General features: G+C 62.3%; 34 protein-coding genes. 31 read left to right on the top strand and 3 right to left on the bottom strand.

Annotation, left to right across the window (positions count from 1 at the left end):
• Window positions 1–4 precede the first annotated feature (4 nt).
• From rplB to ACR9ZN_RS13510, 25 genes are all read left to right on the top strand, one after another.
• Window positions 5–838, top strand: coding sequence for a 50S ribosomal protein L2 (gene rplB / locus ACR9ZN_RS13630; RefSeq protein WP_149254712.1), 834 nt, complete (start codon window positions 5–7; stop codon window positions 836–838).
• Window positions 839–849: 11 nt separating this feature from the next.
• Window positions 850–1,128 carry a 30S ribosomal protein S19 gene (gene rpsS, locus ACR9ZN_RS13625; protein ID WP_068292063.1) on the top strand — a complete coding sequence of 93 codons (279 nt, stop codon included), beginning with the start codon at window positions 850–852 and terminating at the stop codon, window positions 1,126–1,128.
• A gap of 3 nt (window positions 1,129–1,131) precedes the next feature.
• Entirely contained in the window at window positions 1,132–1,512 is a 381-nt protein-coding gene (gene rplV / locus ACR9ZN_RS13620; RefSeq protein WP_068292065.1) for a 50S ribosomal protein L22, read from the top strand.
• Between the two features lie 10 nt (window positions 1,513–1,522).
• On the top strand, window positions 1,523–2,233 hold the full coding sequence (gene rpsC, locus ACR9ZN_RS13615) for a 30S ribosomal protein S3 (protein WP_149254713.1): 711 nt from the start codon (window positions 1,523–1,525) through the stop codon (window positions 2,231–2,233).
• A 30-nt stretch (window positions 2,234–2,263) separates the two neighbouring features.
• Complete coding sequence (gene rplP / locus ACR9ZN_RS13610; RefSeq protein WP_149254714.1) at window positions 2,264–2,677, top strand: 50S ribosomal protein L16; 414 nt, start codon at window positions 2,264–2,266, stop codon at window positions 2,675–2,677.
• A gap of 10 nt (window positions 2,678–2,687) precedes the next feature.
• Complete coding sequence (gene rpmC, locus ACR9ZN_RS13605) at window positions 2,688–2,891, top strand: 50S ribosomal protein L29 (protein WP_149254715.1); 204 nt, start codon at window positions 2,688–2,690, stop codon at window positions 2,889–2,891.
• An 11-nt stretch (window positions 2,892–2,902) separates the two neighbouring features.
• Window positions 2,903–3,154, top strand: coding sequence for a 30S ribosomal protein S17 (gene rpsQ / locus ACR9ZN_RS13600; RefSeq protein WP_149254716.1), 252 nt, complete (start codon window positions 2,903–2,905; stop codon window positions 3,152–3,154).
• Between the two features lie 339 nt (window positions 3,155–3,493).
• Window positions 3,494–3,862, top strand: coding sequence for a 50S ribosomal protein L14 (gene rplN / locus ACR9ZN_RS13595; RefSeq protein WP_149254717.1), 369 nt, complete (start codon window positions 3,494–3,496; stop codon window positions 3,860–3,862).
• A gap of 1 nt (window position 3,863) precedes the next feature.
• Window positions 3,864–4,181, top strand: a complete 318-nt coding sequence (rplX, locus tag ACR9ZN_RS13590; RefSeq protein WP_481272443.1) for a 50S ribosomal protein L24 — start codon at window positions 3,864–3,866, stop codon at window positions 4,179–4,181.
• Window positions 4,174–4,761: a 50S ribosomal protein L5 gene (gene rplE / locus ACR9ZN_RS13585; protein ID WP_149254719.1), complete on the top strand. Its 588-nt coding sequence runs from the start codon at window positions 4,174–4,176 to the stop codon at window positions 4,759–4,761. The genes rplX and rplE overlap by 8 nt, the downstream gene beginning before the upstream one ends.
• A 42-nt stretch (window positions 4,762–4,803) precedes the next feature.
• A complete protein-coding gene (gene rpsN, locus ACR9ZN_RS13580) occupies window positions 4,804–5,109 on the top strand; it encodes a 30S ribosomal protein S14 (protein WP_068292095.1) in 306 nt (101 codons plus the stop codon).
• A gap of 12 nt (window positions 5,110–5,121) precedes the next feature.
• Window positions 5,122–5,520 carry a 30S ribosomal protein S8 gene (rpsH, locus tag ACR9ZN_RS13575; RefSeq protein WP_068292097.1) on the top strand — a complete coding sequence of 133 codons (399 nt, stop codon included), beginning with the start codon at window positions 5,122–5,124 and terminating at the stop codon, window positions 5,518–5,520.
• A gap of 17 nt (window positions 5,521–5,537) precedes the next feature.
• Window positions 5,538–6,071: a 50S ribosomal protein L6 gene (gene rplF / locus ACR9ZN_RS13570; RefSeq protein ID WP_481272442.1), complete on the top strand. Its 534-nt coding sequence runs from the start codon at window positions 5,538–5,540 to the stop codon at window positions 6,069–6,071.
• A 12-nt stretch (window positions 6,072–6,083) separates the two neighbouring features.
• Complete coding sequence (rplR, locus tag ACR9ZN_RS13565; protein WP_434956967.1) at window positions 6,084–6,446, top strand: 50S ribosomal protein L18; 363 nt, start codon at window positions 6,084–6,086, stop codon at window positions 6,444–6,446.
• 12 nt (window positions 6,447–6,458) lie between these two features.
• Window positions 6,459–7,016, top strand: coding sequence for a 30S ribosomal protein S5 (rpsE, locus tag ACR9ZN_RS13560; protein ID WP_434956966.1), 558 nt, complete (start codon window positions 6,459–6,461; stop codon window positions 7,014–7,016).
• A 17-nt stretch (window positions 7,017–7,033) separates the two neighbouring features.
• Complete coding sequence (gene rpmD / locus ACR9ZN_RS13555; protein WP_068292106.1) at window positions 7,034–7,225, top strand: 50S ribosomal protein L30; 192 nt, start codon at window positions 7,034–7,036, stop codon at window positions 7,223–7,225.
• Window positions 7,226–7,237: 12 nt separating this feature from the next.
• The gene (gene rplO / locus ACR9ZN_RS13550) at window positions 7,238–7,717 is read left to right on the top strand and encodes a 50S ribosomal protein L15 (RefSeq protein ID WP_434956965.1); all 480 of its coding nucleotides are present in this window, start codon (window positions 7,238–7,240) and stop codon (window positions 7,715–7,717) included.
• A 76-nt stretch (window positions 7,718–7,793) separates the two neighbouring features.
• The gene (gene secY / locus ACR9ZN_RS13545; protein ID WP_434956964.1) at window positions 7,794–9,134 is read left to right on the top strand and encodes a preprotein translocase subunit SecY; all 1,341 of its coding nucleotides are present in this window, start codon (window positions 7,794–7,796) and stop codon (window positions 9,132–9,134) included.
• Window positions 9,134–9,724 (top strand): adenylate kinase, encoded by a 591-nt coding sequence (locus ACR9ZN_RS13540; protein ID WP_434956963.1) that lies wholly within the window; start codon window positions 9,134–9,136, stop codon window positions 9,722–9,724. Before secY ends, ACR9ZN_RS13540 begins: the two co-directional genes overlap by 1 nt.
• Before the next feature lie 218 nt (window positions 9,725–9,942).
• Window positions 9,943–10,311, top strand: coding sequence for a 30S ribosomal protein S13 (gene rpsM, locus ACR9ZN_RS13535; RefSeq protein WP_434956962.1), 369 nt, complete (start codon window positions 9,943–9,945; stop codon window positions 10,309–10,311).
• A 56-nt stretch (window positions 10,312–10,367) separates the two neighbouring features.
• A complete protein-coding gene (rpsK, locus tag ACR9ZN_RS13530; RefSeq protein ID WP_068292125.1) occupies window positions 10,368–10,760 on the top strand; it encodes a 30S ribosomal protein S11 in 393 nt (130 codons plus the stop codon).
• Between the two features lie 67 nt (window positions 10,761–10,827).
• Complete coding sequence (locus tag ACR9ZN_RS13525) at window positions 10,828–11,859, top strand: DNA-directed RNA polymerase subunit alpha (RefSeq protein ID WP_434956961.1); 1,032 nt, start codon at window positions 10,828–10,830, stop codon at window positions 11,857–11,859.
• 39 nt (window positions 11,860–11,898) lie between these two features.
• A complete protein-coding gene (gene rplQ, locus ACR9ZN_RS13520; protein WP_434956960.1) occupies window positions 11,899–12,315 on the top strand; it encodes a 50S ribosomal protein L17 in 417 nt (138 codons plus the stop codon).
• A 196-nt stretch (window positions 12,316–12,511) separates the two neighbouring features.
• Window positions 12,512–13,906, top strand: a complete 1,395-nt coding sequence (locus tag ACR9ZN_RS13515) for a Do family serine endopeptidase (RefSeq protein ID WP_441773415.1) — start codon at window positions 12,512–12,514, stop codon at window positions 13,904–13,906.
• Window positions 13,906–15,216 carry a replication-associated recombination protein A gene (locus ACR9ZN_RS13510; RefSeq protein ID WP_434959655.1) on the top strand — a complete coding sequence of 437 codons (1,311 nt, stop codon included), beginning with the start codon at window positions 13,906–13,908 and terminating at the stop codon, window positions 15,214–15,216. Before ACR9ZN_RS13515 ends, ACR9ZN_RS13510 begins: the two co-directional genes overlap by 1 nt.
• A 131-nt stretch (window positions 15,217–15,347) precedes the next feature.
• Here ACR9ZN_RS13510 and ACR9ZN_RS13505 read toward each other — a convergent pair whose 3' ends face one another.
• Window positions 15,348–16,088, bottom strand: a complete 741-nt coding sequence (locus tag ACR9ZN_RS13505) for a pyridoxamine 5'-phosphate oxidase family protein (protein ID WP_481272441.1) — start codon at window positions 16,086–16,088, stop codon at window positions 15,348–15,350.
• A 112-nt stretch (window positions 16,089–16,200) separates the two neighbouring features.
• Here ACR9ZN_RS13505 and pdxR point away from each other — a divergent pair, with 112 nt between their 5' ends.
• Window positions 16,201–17,589 carry a MocR-like pyridoxine biosynthesis transcription factor PdxR gene (gene pdxR / locus ACR9ZN_RS13500; RefSeq protein ID WP_481272440.1) on the top strand — a complete coding sequence of 463 codons (1,389 nt, stop codon included), beginning with the start codon at window positions 16,201–16,203 and terminating at the stop codon, window positions 17,587–17,589.
• Here the strand turns inward: pdxR and ACR9ZN_RS13495 are convergent.
• On the bottom strand, window positions 17,584–18,006 hold the full coding sequence (locus ACR9ZN_RS13495; protein WP_434956956.1) for a GFA family protein: 423 nt from the start codon (window positions 18,004–18,006) through the stop codon (window positions 17,584–17,586). The two genes, pdxR and ACR9ZN_RS13495, sit on opposite strands and share 6 nt — an antisense overlap.
• Before the next feature lie 64 nt (window positions 18,007–18,070).
• Entirely contained in the window at window positions 18,071–18,499 is a 429-nt protein-coding gene (locus ACR9ZN_RS13490) for a GFA family protein (RefSeq protein WP_434956955.1), read from the bottom strand.
• Between the two features lie 71 nt (window positions 18,500–18,570).
• Between ACR9ZN_RS13490 and ACR9ZN_RS13485 the strand changes: the two genes are divergently transcribed.
• From ACR9ZN_RS13485 to ACR9ZN_RS13465, 5 genes are all read left to right on the top strand, one after another.
• Window positions 18,571–18,828, top strand: coding sequence for a YjiS-like domain-containing protein (locus ACR9ZN_RS13485; RefSeq protein WP_481272439.1), 258 nt, complete (start codon window positions 18,571–18,573; stop codon window positions 18,826–18,828).
• On the top strand, window positions 18,803–19,135 hold the full coding sequence (locus ACR9ZN_RS13480; RefSeq protein ID WP_434956953.1) for an ArsR/SmtB family transcription factor: 333 nt from the start codon (window positions 18,803–18,805) through the stop codon (window positions 19,133–19,135). Before ACR9ZN_RS13485 ends, ACR9ZN_RS13480 begins: the two co-directional genes overlap by 26 nt.
• A gap of 254 nt (window positions 19,136–19,389) precedes the next feature.
• A complete protein-coding gene (locus tag ACR9ZN_RS13475) occupies window positions 19,390–20,385 on the top strand; it encodes an RluA family pseudouridine synthase (protein ID WP_434956952.1) in 996 nt (331 codons plus the stop codon).
• Between the two features lie 3 nt (window positions 20,386–20,388).
• Window positions 20,389–21,066, top strand: a complete 678-nt coding sequence (locus tag ACR9ZN_RS13470; protein WP_454814366.1) for an HAD-IA family hydrolase — start codon at window positions 20,389–20,391, stop codon at window positions 21,064–21,066.
• On the top strand, window positions 21,063–21,848 hold the full coding sequence (locus tag ACR9ZN_RS13465; protein ID WP_454814364.1) for an ATP12 family chaperone protein: 786 nt from the start codon (window positions 21,063–21,065) through the stop codon (window positions 21,846–21,848). Before ACR9ZN_RS13470 ends, ACR9ZN_RS13465 begins: the two co-directional genes overlap by 4 nt.
• Window positions 21,849–21,880 lie beyond the last annotated feature (32 nt).

Here is a 21,880-nt window from a genome sequence, read left to right as displayed (position 1 = left end):
ACCAATGGCTCTCAGGAAATACAAGCCGGTTACGCCGGGCCTGCGCCAACTCGTGCTGGTCGACCGTTCCGCCCTCTACAAGGGCGCACCGGTCAAGACCTTGACCGAAGGCCTGACCAAGTCGGGTGGCCGCAACAATACGGGCCGCATCACCTCGTTCCGCAAGTCGGGCGGGCACAAGCGCGCCTACCGCATCATCGATTTCAAGCGCCGTAAGCTTGATGTCGAGGGTACGGTCGAGCGGATCGAGTATGATCCCAACCGTACGGCCTTCATTGCGCTCATCGACTATACCGATGGCGAGAAGGCCTACATCCTGGCTCCGCAGCGTCTGGCTGTCGGCGACAAGGTGATCGCGGCTGCTTCGGCTGACGTGAAGCCTGGCAATGCCATGCCGATGTCTGCGATGCCGGTCGGCACCATCGTCCACAATGTCGAGCTCAAGCTCGGCCGTGGTGGCTCGGTGGCTCGTTCCGCCGGCAGCTATGCCCAGATCGCCGGCCGCGATGGCGCCTATGTCATCCTGCGCCTGAACTCGGGCGAGCAGCGCCTGGTTCTGTCGAGCTGCTTTGCCACGGTGGGTGCGGTGTCGAACCCGGACCACATGAACATCTCGCTCGGTAAGGCGGGTCGTTCGCGTTGGCTCGGCATCAAGCCGTCCGTCCGCGGCGTTGCCATGAACCCGATCGACCATCCCCATGGTGGCGGCGAAGGCCGTACCTCCGGTGGTCGTCACCCCGTCACGCCTTGGGGCAAGCCGACCAAGGGCAAGAAGACGCGTTCGAACAAGGCGACGAACAAGTTCATCGTCTCGTCCCGTCACGCTAAGAAGAAGTAAGGAGACCACACGTGTCCCGCTCAGTCTGGAAAGGCCCGTTTGTTGACGGGTACCTCCTGAAAAAGGCGGATGCCGCGCGCGGCTCCGGCCGTAGCGAAGTCATCAAGACCTGGAGCCGCCGCTCCACCATTCTGCCGCACTTCATCGGCGTGACTTTTGGCGTCTACAACGGCCAAAAGCATGTTCCGGTTCAGGTGACCGAAGACATGGTTGGCATGAAGCTCGGCGAATTTGCTCCGACCCGGACCTTCTATGGTCACGCGGCGGACAAGAAGTCGAAGAGGAAGTAAACGATGGGCAAGCCGAAGTCCGAACGGGCCCTGCCTGACAACGAGGCGAAGGCGGTTGCGCGCATGCTGCGCGTTTCGCCGCAGAAGCTCAATCTCGTCGCGTCGCTGATCCGCGGCAAGAAGGTGGACTCGGCTCTGGCCGACCTGACCTTCTCGCGCAAGCGTATCGCCACCGACGTGAAGAAGACGCTGCAGAGCGCCATCGCCAATGCCGAGAACAATCATGGCCTCGACGTAGACGATCTGATCGTCTCCGAAGCCTATGTCGGCAAGGCCTTCGTCATCAAGCGTTTCCACGCTCGTGCCCGTGGCCGGGCAGGGCGCATCGAGAAGCCCTTCTCCAACCTGACGGTCGTTGTCCGCCAGGTCGAAGCCAAGGCGTAAGGAGCAAGCGATGGGACAGAAAGTTAATCCGATCGGCCTGCGTCTGGGCATCAACCGGACCTGGGATTCCCGCTGGTTCGCCAACAAGGGCGAATATGGCAAGCTGCTGCACGAAGATATTGCGATCCGCCAGGCGCTGATGAAGCTCCTGAAGCAGGCTGCGGTGTCGCGCATCGTCATCGAGCGTCCGCACCGCAAGTGCCGCGTCACGATCTACTCGGCTCGTCCGGGCATCGTGATCGGCAAGAAGGGCGCTGACATCGACAAGCTGAAGAAGGCCGTGTCGAAGCTCACCACCTCGGAAGTGCACATCAACATCGTTGAAGTGCGCAAGCCGGAAGTGGATGCGACCCTGGTTGCCGACTCCATCGCGCAGCAGCTCGAGCGTCGCGTTGCCTTCCGTCGTGCCATGAAGCGTGCCGTTCAGTCGGCTATGCGTCTGGGCGCCGAGGGCATTCGTATCAATTGCTCGGGCCGTCTGGGCGGCGCCGAAATCGCGCGTCTGGAGTGGTACCGCGAAGGTCGCGTGCCGCTGCATACGCTGCGGGCCGATGTCGATTACGGCACGGCGACGGCGTTCACCACCTTCGGTACGTGCGGCATCAAGGTCTGGATCTTCAAGGGTGAAATCCTCGAGCATGATCCGATGGCCCAGGACAAGCGCCTGGCGGAGGCCGACACCGGCCGTTCGTCTTCGCGCCCCCGTCACGAAGCTGCTTGAGCGGCTGCGGGGATCTGAGAGAATAGAACCATGTTGCAACCCAAGCGCACTAAATTCCGTAAGCAGTTCAAGGGCCGCATTCACGGTGTGGCCTCCTCGGGCGCGCTCCTGAACTTCGGCCAGTTCGGCCTGAAGGCTCTTGAGCCCGAACGTATCACCGCGCGTCAGATCGAAGCCGCTCGTCGTGCGATCACGCGCGAAATGAAGCGTCAGGGTCGCGTGTGGATCCGCATGTTCCCGGACGTGCCGGTTTCGGCGAAGCCGGCTGAGGTGCGCATGGGTAAAGGCAAGGGTGCTCCCGATCATTGGGTGGCCCGCGTCAAGCCGGGTCGCATCATGTTCGAACTGGACGGCGTGAGCGAGGAAATCGCTCGCTCCGCCCTGACGCTCGCTGCCGCCAAGCTGCCGATCAAGACCCGCTTCGTCCAGCGCATCGCCGAGTGAGGAAAACACCATGAAGACCACTGACATCAGGGTGCTGTCCGACGACCAGCTTGCCGATGAACTCGCCAAGCAGAAGAAGTCGCAGTTCAACATGCGCTTCCAGAAGGCCACCGGTCAGCTCGAAAACACGGCAGAAGTGCGCAAAGTCCGTCGCACCATCGCCAAGATCAAGACGGTTCAGAGCCAGAAGGCCGCGACCAAAGCCAAGGCTTGAGGAGATAGTTTATGCCCAAGCGCGTCCTGCAAGGCGTCGTCGTCTCTGACAAGAACGATAAGACGATTGTGGTGAAGGTGGAGCGTCGCTTCACCCATCCGCTGCTGAAGAAGACGGTGCGTCGCACCAAGAATTACCATGCTCATGACGAGGGCAACGGCCACAAGGTCGGTGATATCGTGTGGATCGAAGAAGGTCGCCCGATGTCCAAGCTGAAGCGCTGGGTCGTCGTCGACCAGGCGGCGGAAGCAGCCAAGGCCTGATCGTCAGGCAGGGCAGGGAGGCGTTTTCTGCGCCTTCGCACCACCACGGTGAAAATAAAAGCCGGCGGAAGCCGGCTTTGTGCTTGTGGTTGGACGAAGGAATCGCTAGAAGACCGGCTTTCCTGGAGCGTTGGCGAAAGGGGTGGAGGTCTCCACCGCCTTGGCCGCGCTTTCGTGCTTGTGAAATGATTTGCCGGCCGTGAGGTTGGCGAAGTGGGTTCAAAGCCGAGCAGGTGGAGAACTTCACGGCGGTTGGGTTGCGATCCTGCCGCCAAACCCGAGGTTGGGCCGGGTCCGCCGTGAGCGGATACCAGCCTGCGAAGAATAAGAGGGTACGTCATGATTCAGATGCAATCGAATCTCGACGTCGCGGACAATTCAGGTGCCCGACGCGTGATGTGCATCAAGGTTTTGGGCGGCTCGAAGCGGAAATATGCCTCCGTCGGCGACATCATCGTGGTGTCGATCAAGGAAGCCATTCCGCGCGGGCGCGTCAAGAAGGGTGATGTGATGAAGGCCGTGGTCGTACGTACGGCCAAGGACATCCGTCGTCCCGATGGCTCCGTGATTCGTTTCGACCGCAATGCGGCCGTGCTGATCAACAATCAGAAAGAGCCGATCGGCACCCGCATCTTCGGGCCGGTTCCGCGCGAGCTGCGCGCCAAGAACCACATGAAGATCATCTCTCTGGCCCCGGAGGTGTTGTAACATGGCCGCTAAGATCAAGAAGGGCGACAAGGTCGTCGTCATGACCGGCCGTTCCAAGGGCCGTGTCGGTGAAGTGATCCAGGTTTTCCCGGAAGAGAACCGTGCGATCATCCGCGGCGTGAACGTCGTCCGTCGCCATCAGCGTCAGACTGCGAACCAGGAAGGCGGCGTGATTTCGAAGGAAGCGCCGATCCACCTGTCGAATGTTGCCATTGCCGATCCCAAGGATGGCAAGCCAACTCGCGTTGGTTTCAAGGTTCTCGATGGCGGCAAGAAGGTTCGCGTCGCCAAGCGTTCGGGAGAGCAGATCGATGGCTAAGTCCCCAGCCGCAGCCGAGACCGCGAATGGCGATGCCTATTCGCCGCGTCTGAAGGCCTATTACAATGATGTGGTTCGTCCTGAGCTGATCAAGCAGTTCGGCTATAAGAACCCGATGGAAGTTCCCACGATCTCCAAGATCGTGCTGAACATGGGCGTGGGCGAAGCCACCGCCGATACCAAGAAGGTCACCGTTGCGGCCGCCGACCTCGCTTTGATCGCGGGGCAGAAGCCGGTGATCACGCGGGCTCGCAAGGCGATCTCGCAGTTCAAGGTGCGTGAGAACATGCCGATCGGCGCGAAGGTGACCCTTCGCAAGACCCGCATGTATGAGTTCTTCGATCGCCTGGTGACGATCGCGCTGCCGCGCGTTCGCGACTTCCGTGGCCTCAACCCGAAGAGCTTCGATGGCCGTGGCAACTATGCCATGGGCTTCAAGGAACACATCGTGTTCCCCGAGATCAACTACGACAAGGTCGATCAGGTTTGGGGTATGGACATCGTCGTCTGCACCACGGCCAAGAGCGATGACGAGGCGCGTGCGCTTCTGAAGTTGATGAACTTCCCCTTCCGGCAGTGAGGCGGTTGATCCGCCCTCAAACGCGGAACGTTGGAGACCTACATGGCTAAGAAAAGTTCGATTGAGAAGAACAAGCGCCGCGAGAAGCTTGCCAAGCAGTACGCTGGCCGTCGCTCCCGCTTGAAGGCCATCGCCAATGATGAATCGTTGTCGATGGAAGAGCGCTTCACCGCTCGTCTGAAGCTCTCGGAATTGCCGCGCAACTCCGCCAAGGAACGCGTGCGCAACCGTTGCGAAGTGACCGGCCGTCCGCGCGCCGTTTACCGTAAGCTGAAGATGTCGCGTATTGCTTTGCGCGAACTCGGTTCCAAGGGGCTGGTTCCCGGCCTCGTGAAGTCGAGCTGGTGAGGAGATATCGTCATGGCGATCAATGATCCTGTCGGCGATATGCTGACCCGTATCCGTAACGCGCAGATGCGCCGCAAGACCAGCGTTTCGACGCCCGGTTCCGGCCAGCGCGCTCGCGTTCTCGATGTGCTGCAGGCGGAAGGCTATATCCGCAACTACACCGTTACCGATTTCGGCAACGGCCGCAGCGAATTCGAGATCGAGTTGAAGTATTATGATGGCGCACCGGTGATCCGTGAGATCGCCCGCGTCTCCAAGCCCGGCCGCCGCGTCTACGTGTCCGTCAAGGACATTCCGCGCGTCGCCAACGGACTGGGCGTGTCCATCGTTTCGACCCCGCGTGGTGTCATGGCCGATCATCAGGCCCGTGAATCCAATGTCGGTGGCGAAGTGATCTGCACCGTATTCTGAGCCGGAGGAGAAATAGTATGTCTCGTATCGGTAAGAAGCCGGTTGCCGTTCCCGCCGGCGTCACTCCCAGCCTGGATGGTCAGACCGTCAAGGCCAAGGGCCCGAAGGGCGAACTCAGCTTCACCGTTCCCGACCTCATCTCGGTTGAGTTCAAGGACGGTGCATTCAAGGTCGACCCGAAGGACGATTCTAAGCTCGCTCGCTCCCAGTGGGGCATGTCCCGCACCATGGTGTCGAACATCCTGGTGGGCGTGACTCAGGGCTTCGAGAAGCGTCTTGAGATCAACGGCGTCGGCTACAAGGCCGCCGTTGCTGGCAAGGTCGTCAAGCTGTCGCTCGGCTATTCGCATGACGTCGACTATCAGATTCCGGAAGGCATCACCGTGGTGACGCCCAAGCCGACGGAAATCGTCGTGTCGGGTATCGACAAGCAGAAGGTCGGCCAGGTCGCGGCTGAGATCCGCGAATATCGCGGCCCCGAGCCCTATAAGGGCAAGGGTGTCAAGTATGCTGGCGAATTCATCTTCCGCAAGGAAGGCAAGAAGAAGTAACGGAGCCAATCAATGGCAAATGCAAGGCAAGCTCTTGAGCGCCGCAAGGCGCGTGTCCGCCGGCAGCTGCGCTCGGTGGCGAACGGACGGCCGCGCCTCTCGGTTTTCCGCTCTTCCAAGCACATCTACGCACAGGTCATCGACGATGCAAACGGCAGCACGCTGGTTTCCGCATCGACGCTTGAAAAGGATCTGCGCGGCAGCTTGAAGACGGGTGCCGACATCGAGGCCGCGAAGGTAATCGGCAAGCTCCTCGGTGAGCGTGCGGTTGCCAAGGGCGTCAAGGACGTCTTTTTCGATCGCGGCGGCTACATCTTCCACGGGCGTGTCAAAGCGCTCGCCGATGCGGCCCGCGAAAGCGGCCTCAACTTCTAAGGAACGGATTCTATGGCTCGTGAACGTGAACGTGATCGTCAGCGCGAAGAGCGCGACAGCGAGTTCGTGGACCGCCTAGTCCACATTAACCGCGTTGCCAAGGTGGTGAAGGGCGGCAAGCGCTTCGGTTTTGCGGCGCTCGTCGTCGTTGGTGACCAGAAGGGCCGCGTCGGCTTCGGCCATGGCAAGGCTCGCGAAGTGCCGGAAGCCATCCGCAAGGCGACCGACCAGGCCAAGCGTGGTCTGGTGCGTGTGTCGCTGCGCGAAGGCCGTACCCTGCATCATGACGTCAATGGTCGTCATGGCGCCGGCAAGGTCATTCTGCGCGCTGCACCGGCCGGTACCGGCATCATCGCCGGCGGCCCGATGCGCGCTGTGTTCGAATCGCTCGGCATGCATGACGTCGTCGCCAAGTCGCTGGGGTCGTCCAACCCCTACAACCTGGTGCGTGCCACTTTCGACGCCCTGAAGCATGAGGACAGCCCGCGTTCGGTCGCAGCTCGTCGCAGCCTCAAGGTGTCGCAGATCCAGAACCGGCGTCAGGGTATCGACGCCGAGTCGACGGACTGATCGGAGAGGGATGAGCGATGGCTAAGACCAAGACCGTTACGGTCGAGCAGATCGGTAGCCCGATCCGCCGCACCTCGGACCAGCGCGCGACCCTCGTCGGCCTGGGCCTTAACAAGATCCGCCGCAAGAGCACGCTGGAAGATACGCCGGCCGTGCGTGGCATGATCGCCAAGCTCGGCCACCTCGTCCGCGTGGTCGAGGCCGAGTAAGGAGACGCGACGATGAAACTCAACGATCTTCGCGACAATGAAGGCGCGACCAAGGCCCGTATGCGCGTCGGACGCGGTATCGGCTCTGGCAAGGGCAAGACCGGCGGCCGTGGCGTCAAGGGTCAGACCTCGCGCACCGGTGTCGCCATCAAGGGCTTCGAAGGTGGTCAGATGCCGCTGCATCGCCGCCTGCCCAAGCGTGGCTTCAACAACATCTTTGCCCTGGACTTCGCCGAGGTGAACCTCGACCGTATCCAGGTCGCCGTCGACGCCGGCAAGCTCGACGCCAAGGCCCCGGTCACCGCCGAGGCTCTGGTGCAGGCTGGCGTGATCCGTCGTGTTCTCGACGGCGTGCGCCTGCTGGGCCGCGGCGAGATCAAGGCCAAGCTCGCCTTCGAAGTCGCCGGTGCGACCAAGGGCGCCGTGGCTGCGGTCGAGAAGGCTGGCGGCTCGGTCAAGGTGCTGAAGGCTGTGGCAAAGGCGGAAGCCTGATCCTATATGAAAGCGGCCCGCCTCGTCTGGCGGGCCGCACCTTTTTTGGCGCGCTTTCGACACGGCGGAGCACCACATGGCATCGGCGGCCGAGCAGCTTGCTGCGAGCATCAATTGGAGTTCGTTCTCCAAGGCTGACGAACTCAAGAAGCGTATCTGGTTTACGCTTGGCGCGTTGGTCATCTACCGGCTGGGTACCTATATCCCGCTGCCCGGCATCAACCCCGATGCCTATAAGTCTGCCTTCGACGGTCAGGCCGGTGGTATTCTCGGCCTCTTCAACATGTTCTCGGGCGGCGCCGTTTCGCGTATGGCGATCTTCGCGCTCGCGATCATGCCCTACATTTCCGCCTCGATCATCATCCAGCTGCTGACCACTGTCGTGCCGCAGCTCGAGGCCCTCAAGAAAGAGGGCGAGGCCGGCCGCAAGATCATGAACCAGTACACGCGCTACCTCACGGTGGTGCTGGCGACGGCGCAGGCCTGGGGCATTGCCATCGGTCTGGAAGGCGGGCAGGGGGGCATCGTGCTCGCGCCCGGGCTGTTCTTCAAGATCTCGACCACCATCACGCTGGTCGGCGGCACCATGTTCCTGCTGTGGCTCGGCGAGCAGATCACCTCGCGCGGCATCGGCAACGGTACGTCCCTGATCATCCAGGCCGGCATCGTCGCCGAGTTCCCGGCTCATCTTGGTCAGATGCTCGATCTGGCGCGCACGGGCGGCATGTCGCCGGTCACGCTGCTGATGTCGATCGTCGTCGCCGTTGCCGTGGTGCTGGCCATCGTGTTCTTCGAGCGGGCACAGCGTCGCCTGCTGATCCAATATCCCAAACGCCAGGTCGGCAATCGTCTCTATGAAGGCCAGTCCTCGCATCTGCCGCTGAAGCTGAATACGTCGGGCGTGATCCCGCCGATCTTCGCTTCGTCGCTGTTGCTGCTGCCGACCACGGCTGCCGCTTTCGTGGCACAGGGCAATCCCAACTCCTGGTTGGCGAATGTCTCGATCTATCTCAATCACGGCAAGCCGCTGTTCATGGTGCTGTACGCACTGCTGATCGTGTTCTTCTGCTTCTTCTATACGGCCATCGTGTTCAACCCGACCGAGACGGCCGACAATCTCAAGAAGCACGGCGGCTTCATTCCCGGCATCCGTCCGGGCGAGAACACCGCCAAGTTCATCGACTATGTGCTCACGCGTATCACCGTGGTCGGCGCGATCTATATTGCGCTGGTCTGCATGGTGCCGGAGATCCAGAATTACCTGGTCCCCTCGATTCCCTTCGTGCTGGGCGGTACCTCGCTGCTCATTACGGTGAGTGTTTCGATGGACACGCTGGCCCAGATTCATGGCCATCTACTTGCCCATCAGTATGAAGGGCTGGTACGCAAGACCAAGCTGAAGGGGAGCCGTCGCTGATGAAGCTCATTCTGCTGGGTCCGCCGGGGGCGGGCAAGGGAACCCAGGCCGTCAGACTGTCGGAAAAGCATGGCATTCCGCAGCTTTCGACGGGTGACATGCTGCGTGCGGCCGTACAGGCCGGTACGCCGGTTGGGCTGAAGGCCAAGGCCGTCATGGATTCCGGCGGACTGGTGTCGGATGACATCGTCGTCGGCATCGTCGCCGACCGCATCGAGGAGAAGGATGCAGCCAATGGCTTCATCCTCGATGGTTTCCCGCGCACCGTGGCGCAGGCTTCGGCCCTCGACAAGATGTTGGCGGAGAAGGGTTTGCGTCTCGATGCCGTGATCGAGTTCGTGGTCGACGAGTCGGTGCTGCTGTCGCGTATCGAAAAGCGGGCCGCCGAGACGGTCGCTCGCGGCGAGAAGGTACGCCCGGACGACAATGCGGAAGCTTTCAAGACCCGTCTTGAAGCTTATCGTGCCCAGACGGCACCGCTGTCTGACTATTATCGCAAGAGCGGCGATCTTCGTCCGGTCGATGCGATGAAGTCGATCGACGAGGTCACTCGCGAGATCGACGCTACCCTGTCGGCGGTCTCGGTCTGATTCGCCGTTTCGCATACGCCGTGAGGCGATATGCATGAAGTTTGTCTTTACGAGTTGACGTCTTCGCAGAGAATCTCTAGAAGACGGCTCTCACGTCAAAGACGCGCGGGTCGATCGCTCGGTTAGAGCGAACGGCTCGTTTTTGCGCTGCCGGTTCGCCGGCGATGATTGAACTGATATTCGGCCTCACGCCGGATCAAAGATTTGGAGACCGGAAATTGGCCCGCATCGCTGGTGTCAACATTCCCACCGCCAAGCGCGTCGAGATCGCGCTGCAATATATCCACGGCATTGGCTCCGCCAAGGCCAAGGAGATCGTTGCCAAGGTCGGCATCGCGCCTGAGCGCCGTGTCCACCAGCTGTCGGACCAGGAGGTCCTGCAGATCCGTGAGGCGATCGACCGCGATTACATCGTGGAAGGTGATCTTCGTCGTGACGTCGCGATGAACATCAAGCGTCTGATGGATCTGGGCTGCTATCGCGGTCTGCGTCATCGCCGCAGCCTGCCGGTTCGTGGCCAGCGCACCCATACCAATGCCCGTACCCGCAAGGGCAAGGCAAAGCCGATCGCCGGCAAGAAGAAGTAAGTTTTTATTCAATCCCGAGCGCCTGGTACAACGGGCGCGCTTGAAGGATCCATACTATGGCAAAAGAAGCCGCTGGTCGCGTTCGCCGTCGCGAACGCAAGAATATCGTTTCTGGCGTTGCTCACGTCAATTCGAGCTTCAACAACACCATGATCACCATCACCGACGCCCAAGGCAACACGATTGCCTGGTCCTCCTCGGGAACGATGGGTTTCAAGGGCTCGCGTAAGTCGACCCCCTATGCTGCGCAGATGGCCGCCGAAGATGCCGGCCGTAAGGCCAGCGAGCATGGCATGCGCACGTTGGAAGTTGAAGTTTCTGGTCCGGGTTCGGGTCGTGAATCGGCTCTGCGCGCCTTGCAGGCGTCGGGCTTCACGATCACGTCGATCCGCGACGTGACGCCAATTCCGCATAATGGTTGCCGCCCGCGCAAGCGTCGTCGCGTCTAATTTCGCGATTTGAGATGGCCCGGCCGCTATTCGAGCGTGCCGGGCTTATTGGCCGCACCGAGACCGATTGAAGGGTGTCGTCGTGATTCAGAAGAACTGGCAGGAACTTATCAAGCCCCAAAAGCTCGAAGTGACTCCGGGAGAAGATCCGAAGAGCCAGGCAACTGCCGTTGCCGAGCCGCTGGAGCGTGGCTTTGGCGTGACTTTGGGTAATGCGCTGCGCCGTGTCTTGCTGTCGTCCCTGCAGGGCGCGGCCGTGACCTCGGTGCATATCGATGGCGTGTTGCACGAGTTCTCGTCGATCCCCGGCGTGCGTGAGGACGTGACCGATATCGTCCTCAACATCAAGGAGATCGCCGTCAAGATGGCGGCCGAGGGACCCAAGCGGATCGTGCTGAAGAAGCAGGGTCCGGGTCAGGTCTTCGCTGGGGATATCCAGACCACCGGCGACATCCAGATCCTCAATCCCGAGCACGTGCTGTGCACGCTGGACGAGGGTGCGGAGATCCGCATGGAATTCACCATCAACACCGGCAAGGGCTACGTTGCGGCTGACCGCAATCGGCCTGAAGATGCTCCGATCGGTCTCATCCCGGTCGACAGCCTCTATTCGCCGGTGAAGAAGGTGGCTTTCAAGGTGGAGAACACCCGTGAAGGCCAGATCCTCGACTACGACAAGCTGACGCTGACGGTCGAGACCAACGGTGCGATCACCCCGGAAGACGCGCTCGCCTATGCGGCCCGCATCATCCAGGATCAGCTCGAAGTCTTCGTCAACTTCGAGGAGCCGAAGAAGGAATCCGAGGCCCCGGCCATTCCGGAACTCGCCTTCAACCCGGCGCTGCTCAAGAAGGTGGACGAGCTGGAACTGTCGGTCCGTTCGGCAAACTGCCTGAAGAACGACAATATCGTCTATATCGGCGATCTGATCCAGAAGACGGAAGCCGAAATGCTCCGTACGCCGAACTTCGGCCGCAAGTCCTTGAACGAGATCAAGGAAGTGCTGGCTCAGATGGGTCTTCATCTGGGCATGGAAGTGCCCGGCTGGCCGCCGGAAAACATCGAAGAGCTCGCCAAGCGCTTCGAAGAACATTATTGATCTGGCGCATCGCGCTGCCAAACTTGAAGGAACAGGGCAATGCGTCACGGCAAGGCTCACCGCAAATTCAATCGTACCGCCGAACACCGCAAGGCGATGTTCGAGAACATGGCCGCCTCGCTCATCAAGCATGAGCAGATCGTCACCACGCTTCCCAAGGCCAAGGACCTGCGTCCGATCGTCGAGAAGCTGGTCACGCTCGGCAAGCGTGGCGACCTGCATGCCCGCCGCCAGGCCATTGCGACGCTTCAGGACGAGACCATCGTCAAGAAGCTCTTCGACGTGCTGGCGACCCGCTACAAGGACCGTCAGGGTGGCTACACCCGCGTGCTGAAGGCCGGCTTCCGCCATGGCGATTCCGCGCCGATCGGCGTGATCGAGTTCGTCGATCGTGACGTCTCGGCAAAGGGCCAGGACTCCGGCCCGGTTGCCAATGAGCAGGCCGAAGCAGCCTGATCTTTCGATCTAGGATCCAAGATTTGAAGGGCGGTGCGCAAGCACCGCCCTTTTTCGTTTTGAAACGCCGTGGAGATCTAGCGTCAGACCTGTGATCTGAGGCGACAATCACCACATTTGCACCATTGGCTTTGCGCATGATCTGGTTCAGAAGGATCTGCGAAACCGATCAAACTGTCCCACTCGGAGTTCATCCATGCGTCGACTGTCCTATGCCGCATTCGTGCTCTTAGCCGGCCTTGTGCCGGCGCAGGCTCAGGAAAGCGTAGTTCCCGAAAGCGCGGCGCAGGTGAAGCTGTCATTTGCCCCAGTGGTCAAGAGCGTGACTGCCGCGGTGGTCAACGTCTATGCCCAGCATGTCGAGAAGGCGCAGGCCAATCCGATGTTCAACGATCCCTTCTTCCGCCAGTTCTTCGGCGGCGGAGCGGCGCCGCGCGAGCGGGTGGAGCGCTCGCTCGGCTCGGGCGTGATCGTCGCCAAGGATGGCATGATCGTCACCAATTACCACGTGATCGCCAATGCCACGCAAGTCCGTGTCGCCCTGTCCGACAAGCGGGAATTCGATGCCGATATCATTCTCAAGGACCAGCGCGCCGACCTTGCCGTGCTCCGCCTCAAGGGCGTGAAGGCTGATCTCGCCACGCTTGATTTCGCCGATTCCGACAAGGTGCAGGTGGGTGATCTCGTGCTGGCCGTCGGCGACCCCTTCGGCGTCGGGCAGACGGTGACCTCCGGCATCGTGTCGGCGCTGGCGCGCAGCCAGGTCGGCCAGTCCGACTTCCAATCCTTCATCCAGACCGACGCAGCCATCAATCCGGGCAATTCCGGCGGCGCTTTGGTCGATCTCAACGGCAGGCTGGTCGGCATCAACACTGCGATCGTCTCGCGTTCGGGCGGTAATATCGGTATCGGCTTTGCGATTCCCGCTGCCATGGTCAAGGTGGTGGTTGCTTCGGCCCAGGCCGGTTCCGATCGGGTCCTGCGCCCTTGGATCGGCGCCAGCATGCAGAACGTTTCGTCCGAGATCGCCGAGTCGCTGTCGATGGAACGGCCGGCTGGTGCCCTGGTGACCGAGGTCGCCAAGAACGGGCCGGCGGCTGCAGGTGGGCTACAGACGGGTGATGTGGTACTGGCCGTCGACGGGGTGGCGGTCTCCGACCCCGACGAATTCGGCTATCGCTTCGCCACCAAGCCCCTGGGGGGGGAAGCCCAGCTCGAGGTGTTGCGCAAGGGCGAGCGCCTGAAGGTTTCGGTCAAGCTTGCGGCCGCCCCCGAGAGCACGCCGCGCGACGAGACGGTGCTGCAGGGACGCTCGCCGCTCAGCGGTGCCACGGTCGCCAATCTCTCGCCGGCCACAGCCGAAACCCTCGGCATGCCGCTCGATACCAATGGCGTGGTGATCACCAATGTCGAAGACGATAGCGCCGCCGCCAATTTCGGCTTTCAGAAGAAGGACGTGATCCAGGTCATCAACGGCCAGAAGGTCGATGATGCCAAGGCATTGGACGCCTTGGTGCAGGAACCGCGCCGGCTGTGGCGCATCACCATCGTCAGGGATGGCCAGCAAATTTCGACGATCCTGGGGGGATGATGTCGGATCTGTTTTCCGCTGCGGGTCTGGAGAAGGAGGCGCCACGGCCGCTCGCCGACAGGATGCGCCCCAAGCACCTCTCCGAAGTGGCCGGGCAGGATCATCTCGTCGGTCCCGAGGGAGCGCTGACGCGGCTGCTGGCGTCGGGCTCTGTCGGCAGCCTGATCTTCTGGGGCCCGCCCGGTACCGGCAAGACCACGGTGGCGCGCCTGCTGGCCGGTGAAACGGATCTCGCCTTCGAGCAGATTTCCGCGATTTTCACCGGGGTCGCCGATCTGAAGAAGGTGTTCGAGGCGGCGCGCTCGCGGCGCATGATGGGGCGCGGCACGCTGCTTTTCGTCGACGAGATCCATCGCTTCAACCGGGCGCAGCAGGATGGCTTTCTGCCGGTGATGGAAGACGGCACCGTGACGCTGATCGGCGCGACCACGGAGAATCCGTCTTTCGAGCTCAACGCGGCCTTGTTGTCACGCGCCCGCGTCATGGTGTTCAATGCACTGGACGACATGGCGATCCTGCGTCTTCTCGATCATGCCGAGGAAGTCGAGGGCAGGAAGCTGCCTGTTGACGATGAGGCGAGGGCGGCGCTGGTGCGCATGGCCGATGGCGATGGCCGCGCCAGCCTGACGCTGGCCGAGGAGGCCTGGCGTGCGGCAAAGCCCGGTGAGGTCTTCACCGCGGCCAAGCTGCAGCAGGTGCTGCAGCGCCGTGCGCCGATCTACGACAAGTCGGCCGACGGGCATTACAACCTGATCTCGGCCTTGCACAAATCGGTGCGCGGCTCCGATCCCGACGCAGCGCTCTATTATCTCGCCCGGATGTTCGACGCCGGCGAGGATCCGCTGTTTATCGCGCGGCGGGTGGTGCGCATGGCGGTGGAGGATATCGGCCTCGCCGATCCGCAGGCCCTGGTGGTCGCCAACGCTGCCAAGGACGCCTATGACTTCCTCGGCAGCCCGGAGGGAGAACTCGCCATCGCCCAGGCGGTGATCTATGTGGCGACGGCGCCGAAATCGAACGCGGCCTACAATGCCTACAAGGCGGCCATGCGCCTCGCCAAGGAGGCGGGATCGCTGATGCCGCCCAAGATCATCCTCAACGCGCCGACCAAGCTGATGCAGGCCGAAAGCTACGGCCAAGGCTATCGCTACGATCACGACGAGCCGGACGGCTTCTCCGGCCAGAACTACTTCCCGGATGCCCTTGGCCGGCGCCAGTTCTACGAACCGGTGGAGCGCGGCTTCGAGCGCGAGATCCGCAAGCGTCTGGACTATTGGGATAAGATCCGGCGCGAACGGGGCGAGGGGTGATTTGAGATCACCGGCTTCGAGCTGGACTCTTCAGTCTTGATATCGCTGGCTTCAAGCCTGTATCTGCCTTCAGGTATCGTCACAACTATCCGGATGGCGGTGACGATGGCCGGCGATCCCAGGCAGCAACGTCAGGCTGCCACCTCTTCTTCCTCTTCATAGAGCTGTTGGGCTTCGAGCAGAGCCTCATCGAGCCGCCGTCCGGCACGATAGCCGGCTAGGCCAGCGCCTTTTGCCATGCCGGGCAACAGACGAGGGCAGGCCTGGGTGGCACCGATCACCGTCTGGATCGGGATGACGCCGGCCCATACCGGGTGGCCGTAATCCTCCTCGTCATCACCGACGCCGGCGGCGCGCACTTTGGCCGAGGCCTCCTCGATGCGCATGCCGATCACCATGGTCGCCTTGCTTTCCTGCCCATGCGTCTGGCGCAGTTCCGCGGCACGGCCGGGGTAGAAGCGATCGACCACGCCGAGCAACGCCTTCGCCTTTTCGTCCGGATCGTCGATGATACGAGCGGTGCCAAAGCAGATTGCCGAGCGATAATTGGCCGAATGATTGAAGCCGCTACGCGCCAGCACCAGCCCGTCGAGATGCGAGACCGTGAGACAGACCGGGACGCCGCCCTTGAGGTTGCGCAGCATGCGGCTGGCCGAGGAACCGTGCCAATAGAGCCAGTCATCCTCGCGCCAGTGAATGGTCGGCGTGCAATAGGGCTGGCCATCGATGACATAGGCGACATGGCACAGAAGGCCGGCATCGAGCACGGCATAAACCGCCTCGTGATCATAGCGGCCGCGGTCGTGCCGCCGCTTCAGGCGATTGCGGGCGCTGACGGCGAAGCGCTCTGGCGTGGCTTCCTGTTCTTTCATGGTGCCTTGCTTTCAACGATGAATATGCGCAAGGTGCGTCATCGTATTGGTTCAAGAAAGATCCAATTTGGATAAAAATATTCGAACCAATTTGCCCGATTGGTCGACCCTCATGCCGGTGTTGCCAGGCCGAGGGCCGCGCAGGCGCGAACTCTATGTCGCCATACGTAGACTGATCGAGACGGGCCTGGCACGGCCGGGCGCCAAACTGCCGACCACGCGCGACCTCGCCAGGCGGCTGGGCCTGTCGCGGGCTGCCGCGGTTGCCGCCTTCGAGATGCTCGTCGCCGACGGCTTCGCCGAGGCACGAATCGGGGCGGGTACCTTCGTCGCGGCGCAGGTGCCGGCAGTCTCGGAGCGGCCCGGCGGCGAGCCTGGGCAGGCCTCGGCCTCGGCGGCACTCCCCTGTGAACTGGGGGTGGCCACCATCGACGACAAGACCATGCGTGTCTTTCGCAGCCTGCTCTCGCGAAACCTCGCCCAGCCGGGGCCGGAGCATTTCCGTTATGGCGATCCGCGCGGCGGGAACAAGCTGCGGGAAGCCATCGCTGCCTATCTTCGCGCGGCACGGGGGGTGCGTTGCGATGCCGAGCAGATCGTCGTCACCACCGGGACCATGCATGGGCTCGATCTTGTCGTGCGCACCATTCTACGGCCGGGCGATGCCGCCTGGATCGAGGATCCTTGCTACCCTCTGGCCAGGGCCACGCTGGAGGCGGCGGGCGCCAGGCTGATTGGTGTTCCCGTCGACGCGGAAGGGGTCGACGCCGCCAGGGGCGAAACGCTCGAAGCTGGGGGGCGTCTCGTCTATGTCACGCCCTCCCACCAGTTCCCGCTCGGCGTCACCATGACCATGCGCCGCCGCCTGGCTCTCATTGACTGGGCTGATCGCAACGATGCCTGGATCGTCGAGGACGACTATGACAGCGAATTCCGGTTCTCGGGTCCGCCGCTCACCGCCTTGCAGGGCATGGACGGCGCCGATCGGGTCGCCTATCTCGGTACGTTCTCCAAGGTCCTGTTCCCCGGCATCCGCATCGGCTATGCGGTGCTGCCTGCGGCCCTGCTCGACAGGGTGCTGCGCCTGAGAACCCTGTCCGACCGCCAGCCGCCGACCCTGGTGCAGGGTGCCGTCGCCGATTTCCTCAACGATGGCCATTTCACGGCCCATCTGCGCCGGGCCCGCCGCCGCGTGCAGTCTGCGCGGGATGGGTTCGTCACCGCCCTACGCCTTCATTGCGCAGGGGAACTCGACTTTGCCGTGCCTGAGCATGGGCTCCATCTGGTGGCGGCGCTGGCCGCTTCGGCGGGTGATCGCGACATGGTCCAACGATTGTTCGCCGAAGGCATCGGTGCGCGGGCCTTGTCGCCCATGTATCTGGACACCCCAGCCCGTCAGGGCCTCGTGCTCGGCTTTTCGGGATTTGAGGCGGACGTCCTGGCGAGCGCCGCCAGGCGTATTGGCGATGTTCTGAAAGCCGGTACGCCCGCGCGTTCATAGACAGTCGCGTTCTTGCCCTTCCTGCGGCAGGCCATCGCCAATCTCGTAGTAGTCTCCCTTTTGATTCACGCAGATATGCTTGACCAGTTTGAGGCCGGTCGGTTCGTTGAGCGTTCCGGCCGCAATGGATATGTGGTCGCTGCCCTTGCCATCCCAGAAGATCTGGGCACCGCATTTGGAGCAGAAACCGCGGCGGGCGGTTGGCGAAGATCGGTACCAACGCAGCTTGTTCGTCGGAGCGATTTCGAGATCGGCGGGATCGCAGGCCGCATAGGCCGCAAAATGGCTGTGCAGCCTTCGGCATAAGATGCAGTGACAAGCCCAGACGTCGCGCACGGCGCCGCGGATGGTATAGCGCACCGAACCACACAGACAGCCGCCCGTCGCCCGTATCGGACGCTCCTGGCCTATGGACATGACCAATCTTCCTTTGTTGTCGCTTGTCGTGGGGAGATGGGGTTGAGGGGGACTGGCCGGCCCTTCAATGCCCACCTCCCGGGTCTCGTCCACCCTCTTGGGGTAGGCCGTCGGCAAGTTCGTAATAATCTCCCTTCTGATTCACGCAGACATGCTTGGCGAGCTTGAGGCCTGTGGGCTCGTCAAGGCTCGAGGCCGTCAGGGAGACATGATTGCGGCCGGTGCCGATCGAAAAAAGCTGTGCTCCGCATTTGGAGCAGAAGCCACGCCGGGCCATTGGGGAAGCGCGATGCCAACGCAGTCGCGTTGAGGGCAGGATCTCGAGATCGGCGGCATCGCAGGCCGTGTAGGCGCAACAATAGCCGTGCAGACGCCGGCATATCAGGCAATGGCAAGCCTTGACGTCCGCCAGGGCACCGCGGACGACATAACGCACCGATCCGCACAGGCAGCCGCCCTTGGCCCGTATCGGCTTGTCCTCCTCCTGCTTCATCGCATGCCCCCTTGTAAATTCGAAAAATAGGACTACATTTCTAGAACTATGGTGCTATTCAGGAGGCGACCATGTTTGGCTGGATCAAAGACATTCTCGGGGATTTGCTTGCGGAGCGCCAGCGCCGTGCCAATATCGAGTACTTCGATGCCCTGAGCGATCGGGTGTTGCGTGATATCGGCATTGAGAGAAGCGAACTTGAAAAAGTTTTCGACCGGGCTGATCCTTTCTGGCAGGGGCGCAGACGGTCCTTGGCCGATTCCTGGACGATCTTGAAGCATTTTGGAGGCGCACGAAAACACAATGGCGCTGGCGGATATGGCATTTGACGATGCGGCGCGGTGTTTGGCTGAGCTCGGCCACCCGCACAGGCTTCAGATTTTTCAACTGCTGATCAAGGCGGGAGACGATGGCCTGGCTGTCGGCGACATCCAAAGGGAACTTGGCATTCCCAAATCGACGCTGGCCCATCATATCGCGCAATTATTGGCTGTTGGCCTGATGACGCAAGAACGGCAGGGCCGGGTACAGCGCTGCCGCATCGCCGCCGGCAAGGCCAGCGCCTTCGTGACTTTCTTCGTGGCCGACTGCTGTGAAGGGCTGCCGGGCATCGAGGGCCTGGAAGTCGGGGCTTAGCGGCCCTCGTCATTGCCGGGCATGACCCGGCAATCCAGCCTTGGCCGGTTGCGCGGGAGCTTCTGGATAGCAGGGCCGAGCCTGGCTATGACAAATCGGAGCGTTTCTCCCTCGGGTGAACTGCATCGAGCCTAGCAAGTCGACCCATCCGCAGGTTCAACCGGTAGGCGACGCGCCTTTGGGAGATTTCCGGCAGACAGCGGCGCCGCGCTGCTTTATAGGGACGCGATCCCTTAATCACTGTCGGAACCTTGATGTCCTTTCTGGTCGAAACCCGTACTGTCACCGCCGATGAGGACGGCATGCGTCTCGACCGTTGGTTCAAGACGCATTTCCCGGAGCTCGCCTTCGGCCATCTGCAAAAATTGCTGCGTTCCGGCCAGATCCGGGTCGACGGCGCGCGCGTCAAGACCAATGACCGCCTCAGCAAGGATCAAACTGTTCGCGTGCCGCCGCTGCCGCGTTCCGATCCGGCGATCACCAGCGTCAAGCGCTCGTCGCAGAACCAGAAGGACGCCGATTTCATCCGCTCCCTGATCCTGCACGAGGATAGCGACGTCCTGGTGATCAACAAGCCGCATGGCCTGTCCGTCCAGGGCGGTTCCGGCACCGAGCGTCATGTCGACGGCATGCTCGCGGCTCTGGCCGGGCCGGATGGCGAGAAGCCCCGTCTCGTCCATCGTCTCGATCGCGATACTTCCGGCGTGCTGGTGCTGGCCAAGACGCGCAAGGCGGCCTCCGATCTGGGCGCGATCTTCCGCACCCGCTCGGCCCGCAAGATCTATTGGGCCCTGGTCAAGGGCGTGCCTGCGCCCAAGCAGGGCCGTATCTCGCTCTTCCTGTCCAAGCAGCTCGGCATGGACGGCGAGAAGGTCCGGGTGATGAAGCATGGCGATGAAGAAGCCGTGCATTCGATCACCTATTATTCGCTGGTCGATCGCGCTGCCAATTCGGTGTCCTGGCTCTCGCTCAAGCCTGTGACCGGCCGCACCCATCAGCTGCGCGCCCATACCGCCCATATCGGCCATCCCATTATCGGCGACCCCAAATATGGGGAAGCCATGGAAAACATTCCCGAGGAACTGCCGAAGAAGCTGCACCTCCATGCGCGCCGGATCACCCTGCCACATCCGCGTGGCGGCACGCTCGACGTCACCGCACCCTTGCCGCCGCATATGAAGCAGAGCTTCGAGATTTTGGGCTTCGACACCTCGGCCTATGATCCCATCGTCGACGCTCCGGAGGATTGAGACGTGAAACTTGTCCTGTTTGACGTCGACGGCACGCTGCTTGACAGCCAGCACTTGATTCACGCCTGCCTGGTCGAGACTTTCAAGGGCATGGGGCGGCCGACGCTGCCGCGCGCGGAGATGCTAAGCATCGTCGGGCTCTCGCTGGTGCCTGCAATCCAGCGCCTGTTCGGCGACGACACCAGCACCGGCGATATCGAAAAGGCTGCCGGCTTCTATCGCGAAGCCTTTCTCGCCCGCGTCAACGACCCAGCCTTCGCGCCGCCGCTGTTTCCGGGCGCGGCGGAGGCGGTGGCCGAGTTGCGCCGGCGCGATGATGTGATCCTTGGCCTGGCGACCGGCAAGTCACGCCGCGGCGTCGATCGTATCCTCGAAAGTTTCGGCTGGGAGGGGTTGTTCGCCACGATCCAGACCGCCGATACCGCGCCCTCCAAGCCCGATCCCGGCATGGTCGTGCAGGGGGCTGGCGAGGTGGGCCTGCGCCCAGAGGATGCCATCATGATCGGCGATACCAGTTTCGACATCTTGATGGGGCGCAGCGCCGGTGCCCGCACCATCGGCGTCAGCTGGGGCAATCACCCGGTTTCTGAGCTCACCGAGGCGGGGGCCGATCATATCATCGACGACTTCGGGCAATTGCTGCCGCTGGTCGAAGCTTTCAGGGTGCCTCAGCCACAATGAGCGACCGCGATTTTTATAGCGACTGGTTCCGCGACGGCGCCACGCCCGATCCGATGCATGCCGCCCAGAAGGGCATGAAGCCCGAACTGCCCAAGCGCTTTTACAGTCAGGCGAGCGTGGTCGAGCGGGAAGGGCAGCATGCCGTGGCGCTGGACGGACGGGTCGCCCGTACCCCCGCCAAGGCCTTGCTGGCCTTTGTCAGGCCTGAAATGGCCGAGGCCGCGGCAGCGGAGTGGAACGGGCAGGGGAGCCATATCGATCCCTTCTCCATGCCGATCACCCGTATCGCCAACTCGGCGATCGATGGCGTGCGCACGTCGCGGCAGGCCGTGATCGACGAGATCGCCAAATATGGCGGCTCGGATTTGCTCTGCTACAGAGCGGACCAACCCGAAGAATTGGTTCGGCGCCAGGCCGAAGCCTGGGATCCGGTGCTGGCCTGGGCAGCCGGTCATCTGGGTGCCAAGCTCGTCGTCACGCGCGGCATCCAGCACAAGCAGCAATCCCCAGAAGCCCTGGCCGCCATTGCCGAGGCCGTGGCCCGCCATGACGAATACGGCCTCGCCAGCCTCCACGCGGTCACCACGCTGACCGGTTCCGTCATCCTGGCACTGGCGGTTGCAGACGGTTATCTGGAGCCGGAGGCGGCCTGGGCCGCGGCCCATATCGACGAAGATTATCAGGCCGAGCTCTGGGGCCAGGACGAAGAGGCTCAGAAACGCCGCGCATGGCGCTGGCGCGAGATGGAAGCGGCGTCTCGCCTGCTGGCACTGGGACGGTAATCTGGAGCGCGGACATCCTGTCCGCGCTCCAG

The sequence above is a fragment of the Labrys sp. HAY1-8F genome (genome assembly GCF_056754975.1).
This window is presented reverse-complemented; position numbering and strand designations above follow the sequence as displayed.

Coding starts and splice junctions, on each gene's coding strand:
- rpsQ (WP_149254716.1), top strand. CDS start 2,903: ATGCCCAAGCGCGTCCTGCAAGGCGTCGTCGTCTCTGACAAGAACGAT.
- rpmD (WP_068292106.1), top strand. CDS start 7,034: ATGGCTAAGACCAAGACCGTTACGGTCGAGCAGATCGGTAGCCCGATC.
- rplR (WP_434956967.1), top strand. CDS start 6,084: ATGGCAAATGCAAGGCAAGCTCTTGAGCGCCGCAAGGCGCGTGTCCGC.
- ACR9ZN_RS13480 (WP_434956953.1), top strand. CDS start 18,803: ATGGCGCTGGCGGATATGGCATTTGACGATGCGGCGCGGTGTTTGGCT.
- rpsK (WP_068292125.1), top strand. CDS start 10,368: ATGGCAAAAGAAGCCGCTGGTCGCGTTCGCCGTCGCGAACGCAAGAAT.
- ACR9ZN_RS13510 (WP_434959655.1), top strand. CDS start 13,906: ATGTCGGATCTGTTTTCCGCTGCGGGTCTGGAGAAGGAGGCGCCACGG.
- ACR9ZN_RS13475 (WP_434956952.1), top strand. CDS start 19,390: ATGTCCTTTCTGGTCGAAACCCGTACTGTCACCGCCGATGAGGACGGC.
- rplP (WP_149254714.1), top strand. CDS start 2,264: ATGTTGCAACCCAAGCGCACTAAATTCCGTAAGCAGTTCAAGGGCCGC.
- rpsH (WP_068292097.1), top strand. CDS start 5,122: ATGGCGATCAATGATCCTGTCGGCGATATGCTGACCCGTATCCGTAAC.
- ACR9ZN_RS13465 (WP_454814364.1), top strand. CDS start 21,063: ATGAGCGACCGCGATTTTTATAGCGACTGGTTCCGCGACGGCGCCACG.
- rplO (WP_434956965.1), top strand. CDS start 7,238: ATGAAACTCAACGATCTTCGCGACAATGAAGGCGCGACCAAGGCCCGT.
- rplB (WP_149254712.1), top strand. CDS start 5: ATGGCTCTCAGGAAATACAAGCCGGTTACGCCGGGCCTGCGCCAACTC.
- ACR9ZN_RS13495 (WP_434956956.1), bottom strand. CDS start 18,006: ATGTCCATAGGCCAGGAGCGTCCGATACGGGCGACGGGCGGCTGTCTG.
- pdxR (WP_481272440.1), top strand. CDS start 16,201: ATGCCGGTGTTGCCAGGCCGAGGGCCGCGCAGGCGCGAACTCTATGTC.
- ACR9ZN_RS13540 (WP_434956963.1), top strand. CDS start 9,134: ATGAAGCTCATTCTGCTGGGTCCGCCGGGGGCGGGCAAGGGAACCCAG.
- ACR9ZN_RS13505 (WP_481272441.1), bottom strand. CDS start 16,088: ATGAAAGAACAGGAAGCCACGCCAGAGCGCTTCGCCGTCAGCGCCCGC.
- rplN (WP_149254717.1), top strand. CDS start 3,494: ATGATTCAGATGCAATCGAATCTCGACGTCGCGGACAATTCAGGTGCC.
- secY (WP_434956964.1), top strand. CDS start 7,794: ATGGCATCGGCGGCCGAGCAGCTTGCTGCGAGCATCAATTGGAGTTCG.
- rplE (WP_149254719.1), top strand. CDS start 4,174: ATGGCTAAGTCCCCAGCCGCAGCCGAGACCGCGAATGGCGATGCCTAT.
- rplX (WP_481272443.1), top strand. CDS start 3,864: ATGGCCGCTAAGATCAAGAAGGGCGACAAGGTCGTCGTCATGACCGGC.
- rpsE (WP_434956966.1), top strand. CDS start 6,459: ATGGCTCGTGAACGTGAACGTGATCGTCAGCGCGAAGAGCGCGACAGC.
- ACR9ZN_RS13515 (WP_441773415.1), top strand. CDS start 12,512: ATGCGTCGACTGTCCTATGCCGCATTCGTGCTCTTAGCCGGCCTTGTG.
- rplF (WP_481272442.1), top strand. CDS start 5,538: ATGTCTCGTATCGGTAAGAAGCCGGTTGCCGTTCCCGCCGGCGTCACT.
- rpmC (WP_149254715.1), top strand. CDS start 2,688: ATGAAGACCACTGACATCAGGGTGCTGTCCGACGACCAGCTTGCCGAT.
- rplV (WP_068292065.1), top strand. CDS start 1,132: ATGGGCAAGCCGAAGTCCGAACGGGCCCTGCCTGACAACGAGGCGAAG.
- ACR9ZN_RS13490 (WP_434956955.1), bottom strand. CDS start 18,499: ATGAAGCAGGAGGAGGACAAGCCGATACGGGCCAAGGGCGGCTGCCTG.
- rpsN (WP_068292095.1), top strand. CDS start 4,804: ATGGCTAAGAAAAGTTCGATTGAGAAGAACAAGCGCCGCGAGAAGCTT.
- ACR9ZN_RS13485 (WP_481272439.1), top strand. CDS start 18,571: ATGTTTGGCTGGATCAAAGACATTCTCGGGGATTTGCTTGCGGAGCGC.
- rplQ (WP_434956960.1), top strand. CDS start 11,899: ATGCGTCACGGCAAGGCTCACCGCAAATTCAATCGTACCGCCGAACAC.
- rpsC (WP_149254713.1), top strand. CDS start 1,523: ATGGGACAGAAAGTTAATCCGATCGGCCTGCGTCTGGGCATCAACCGG.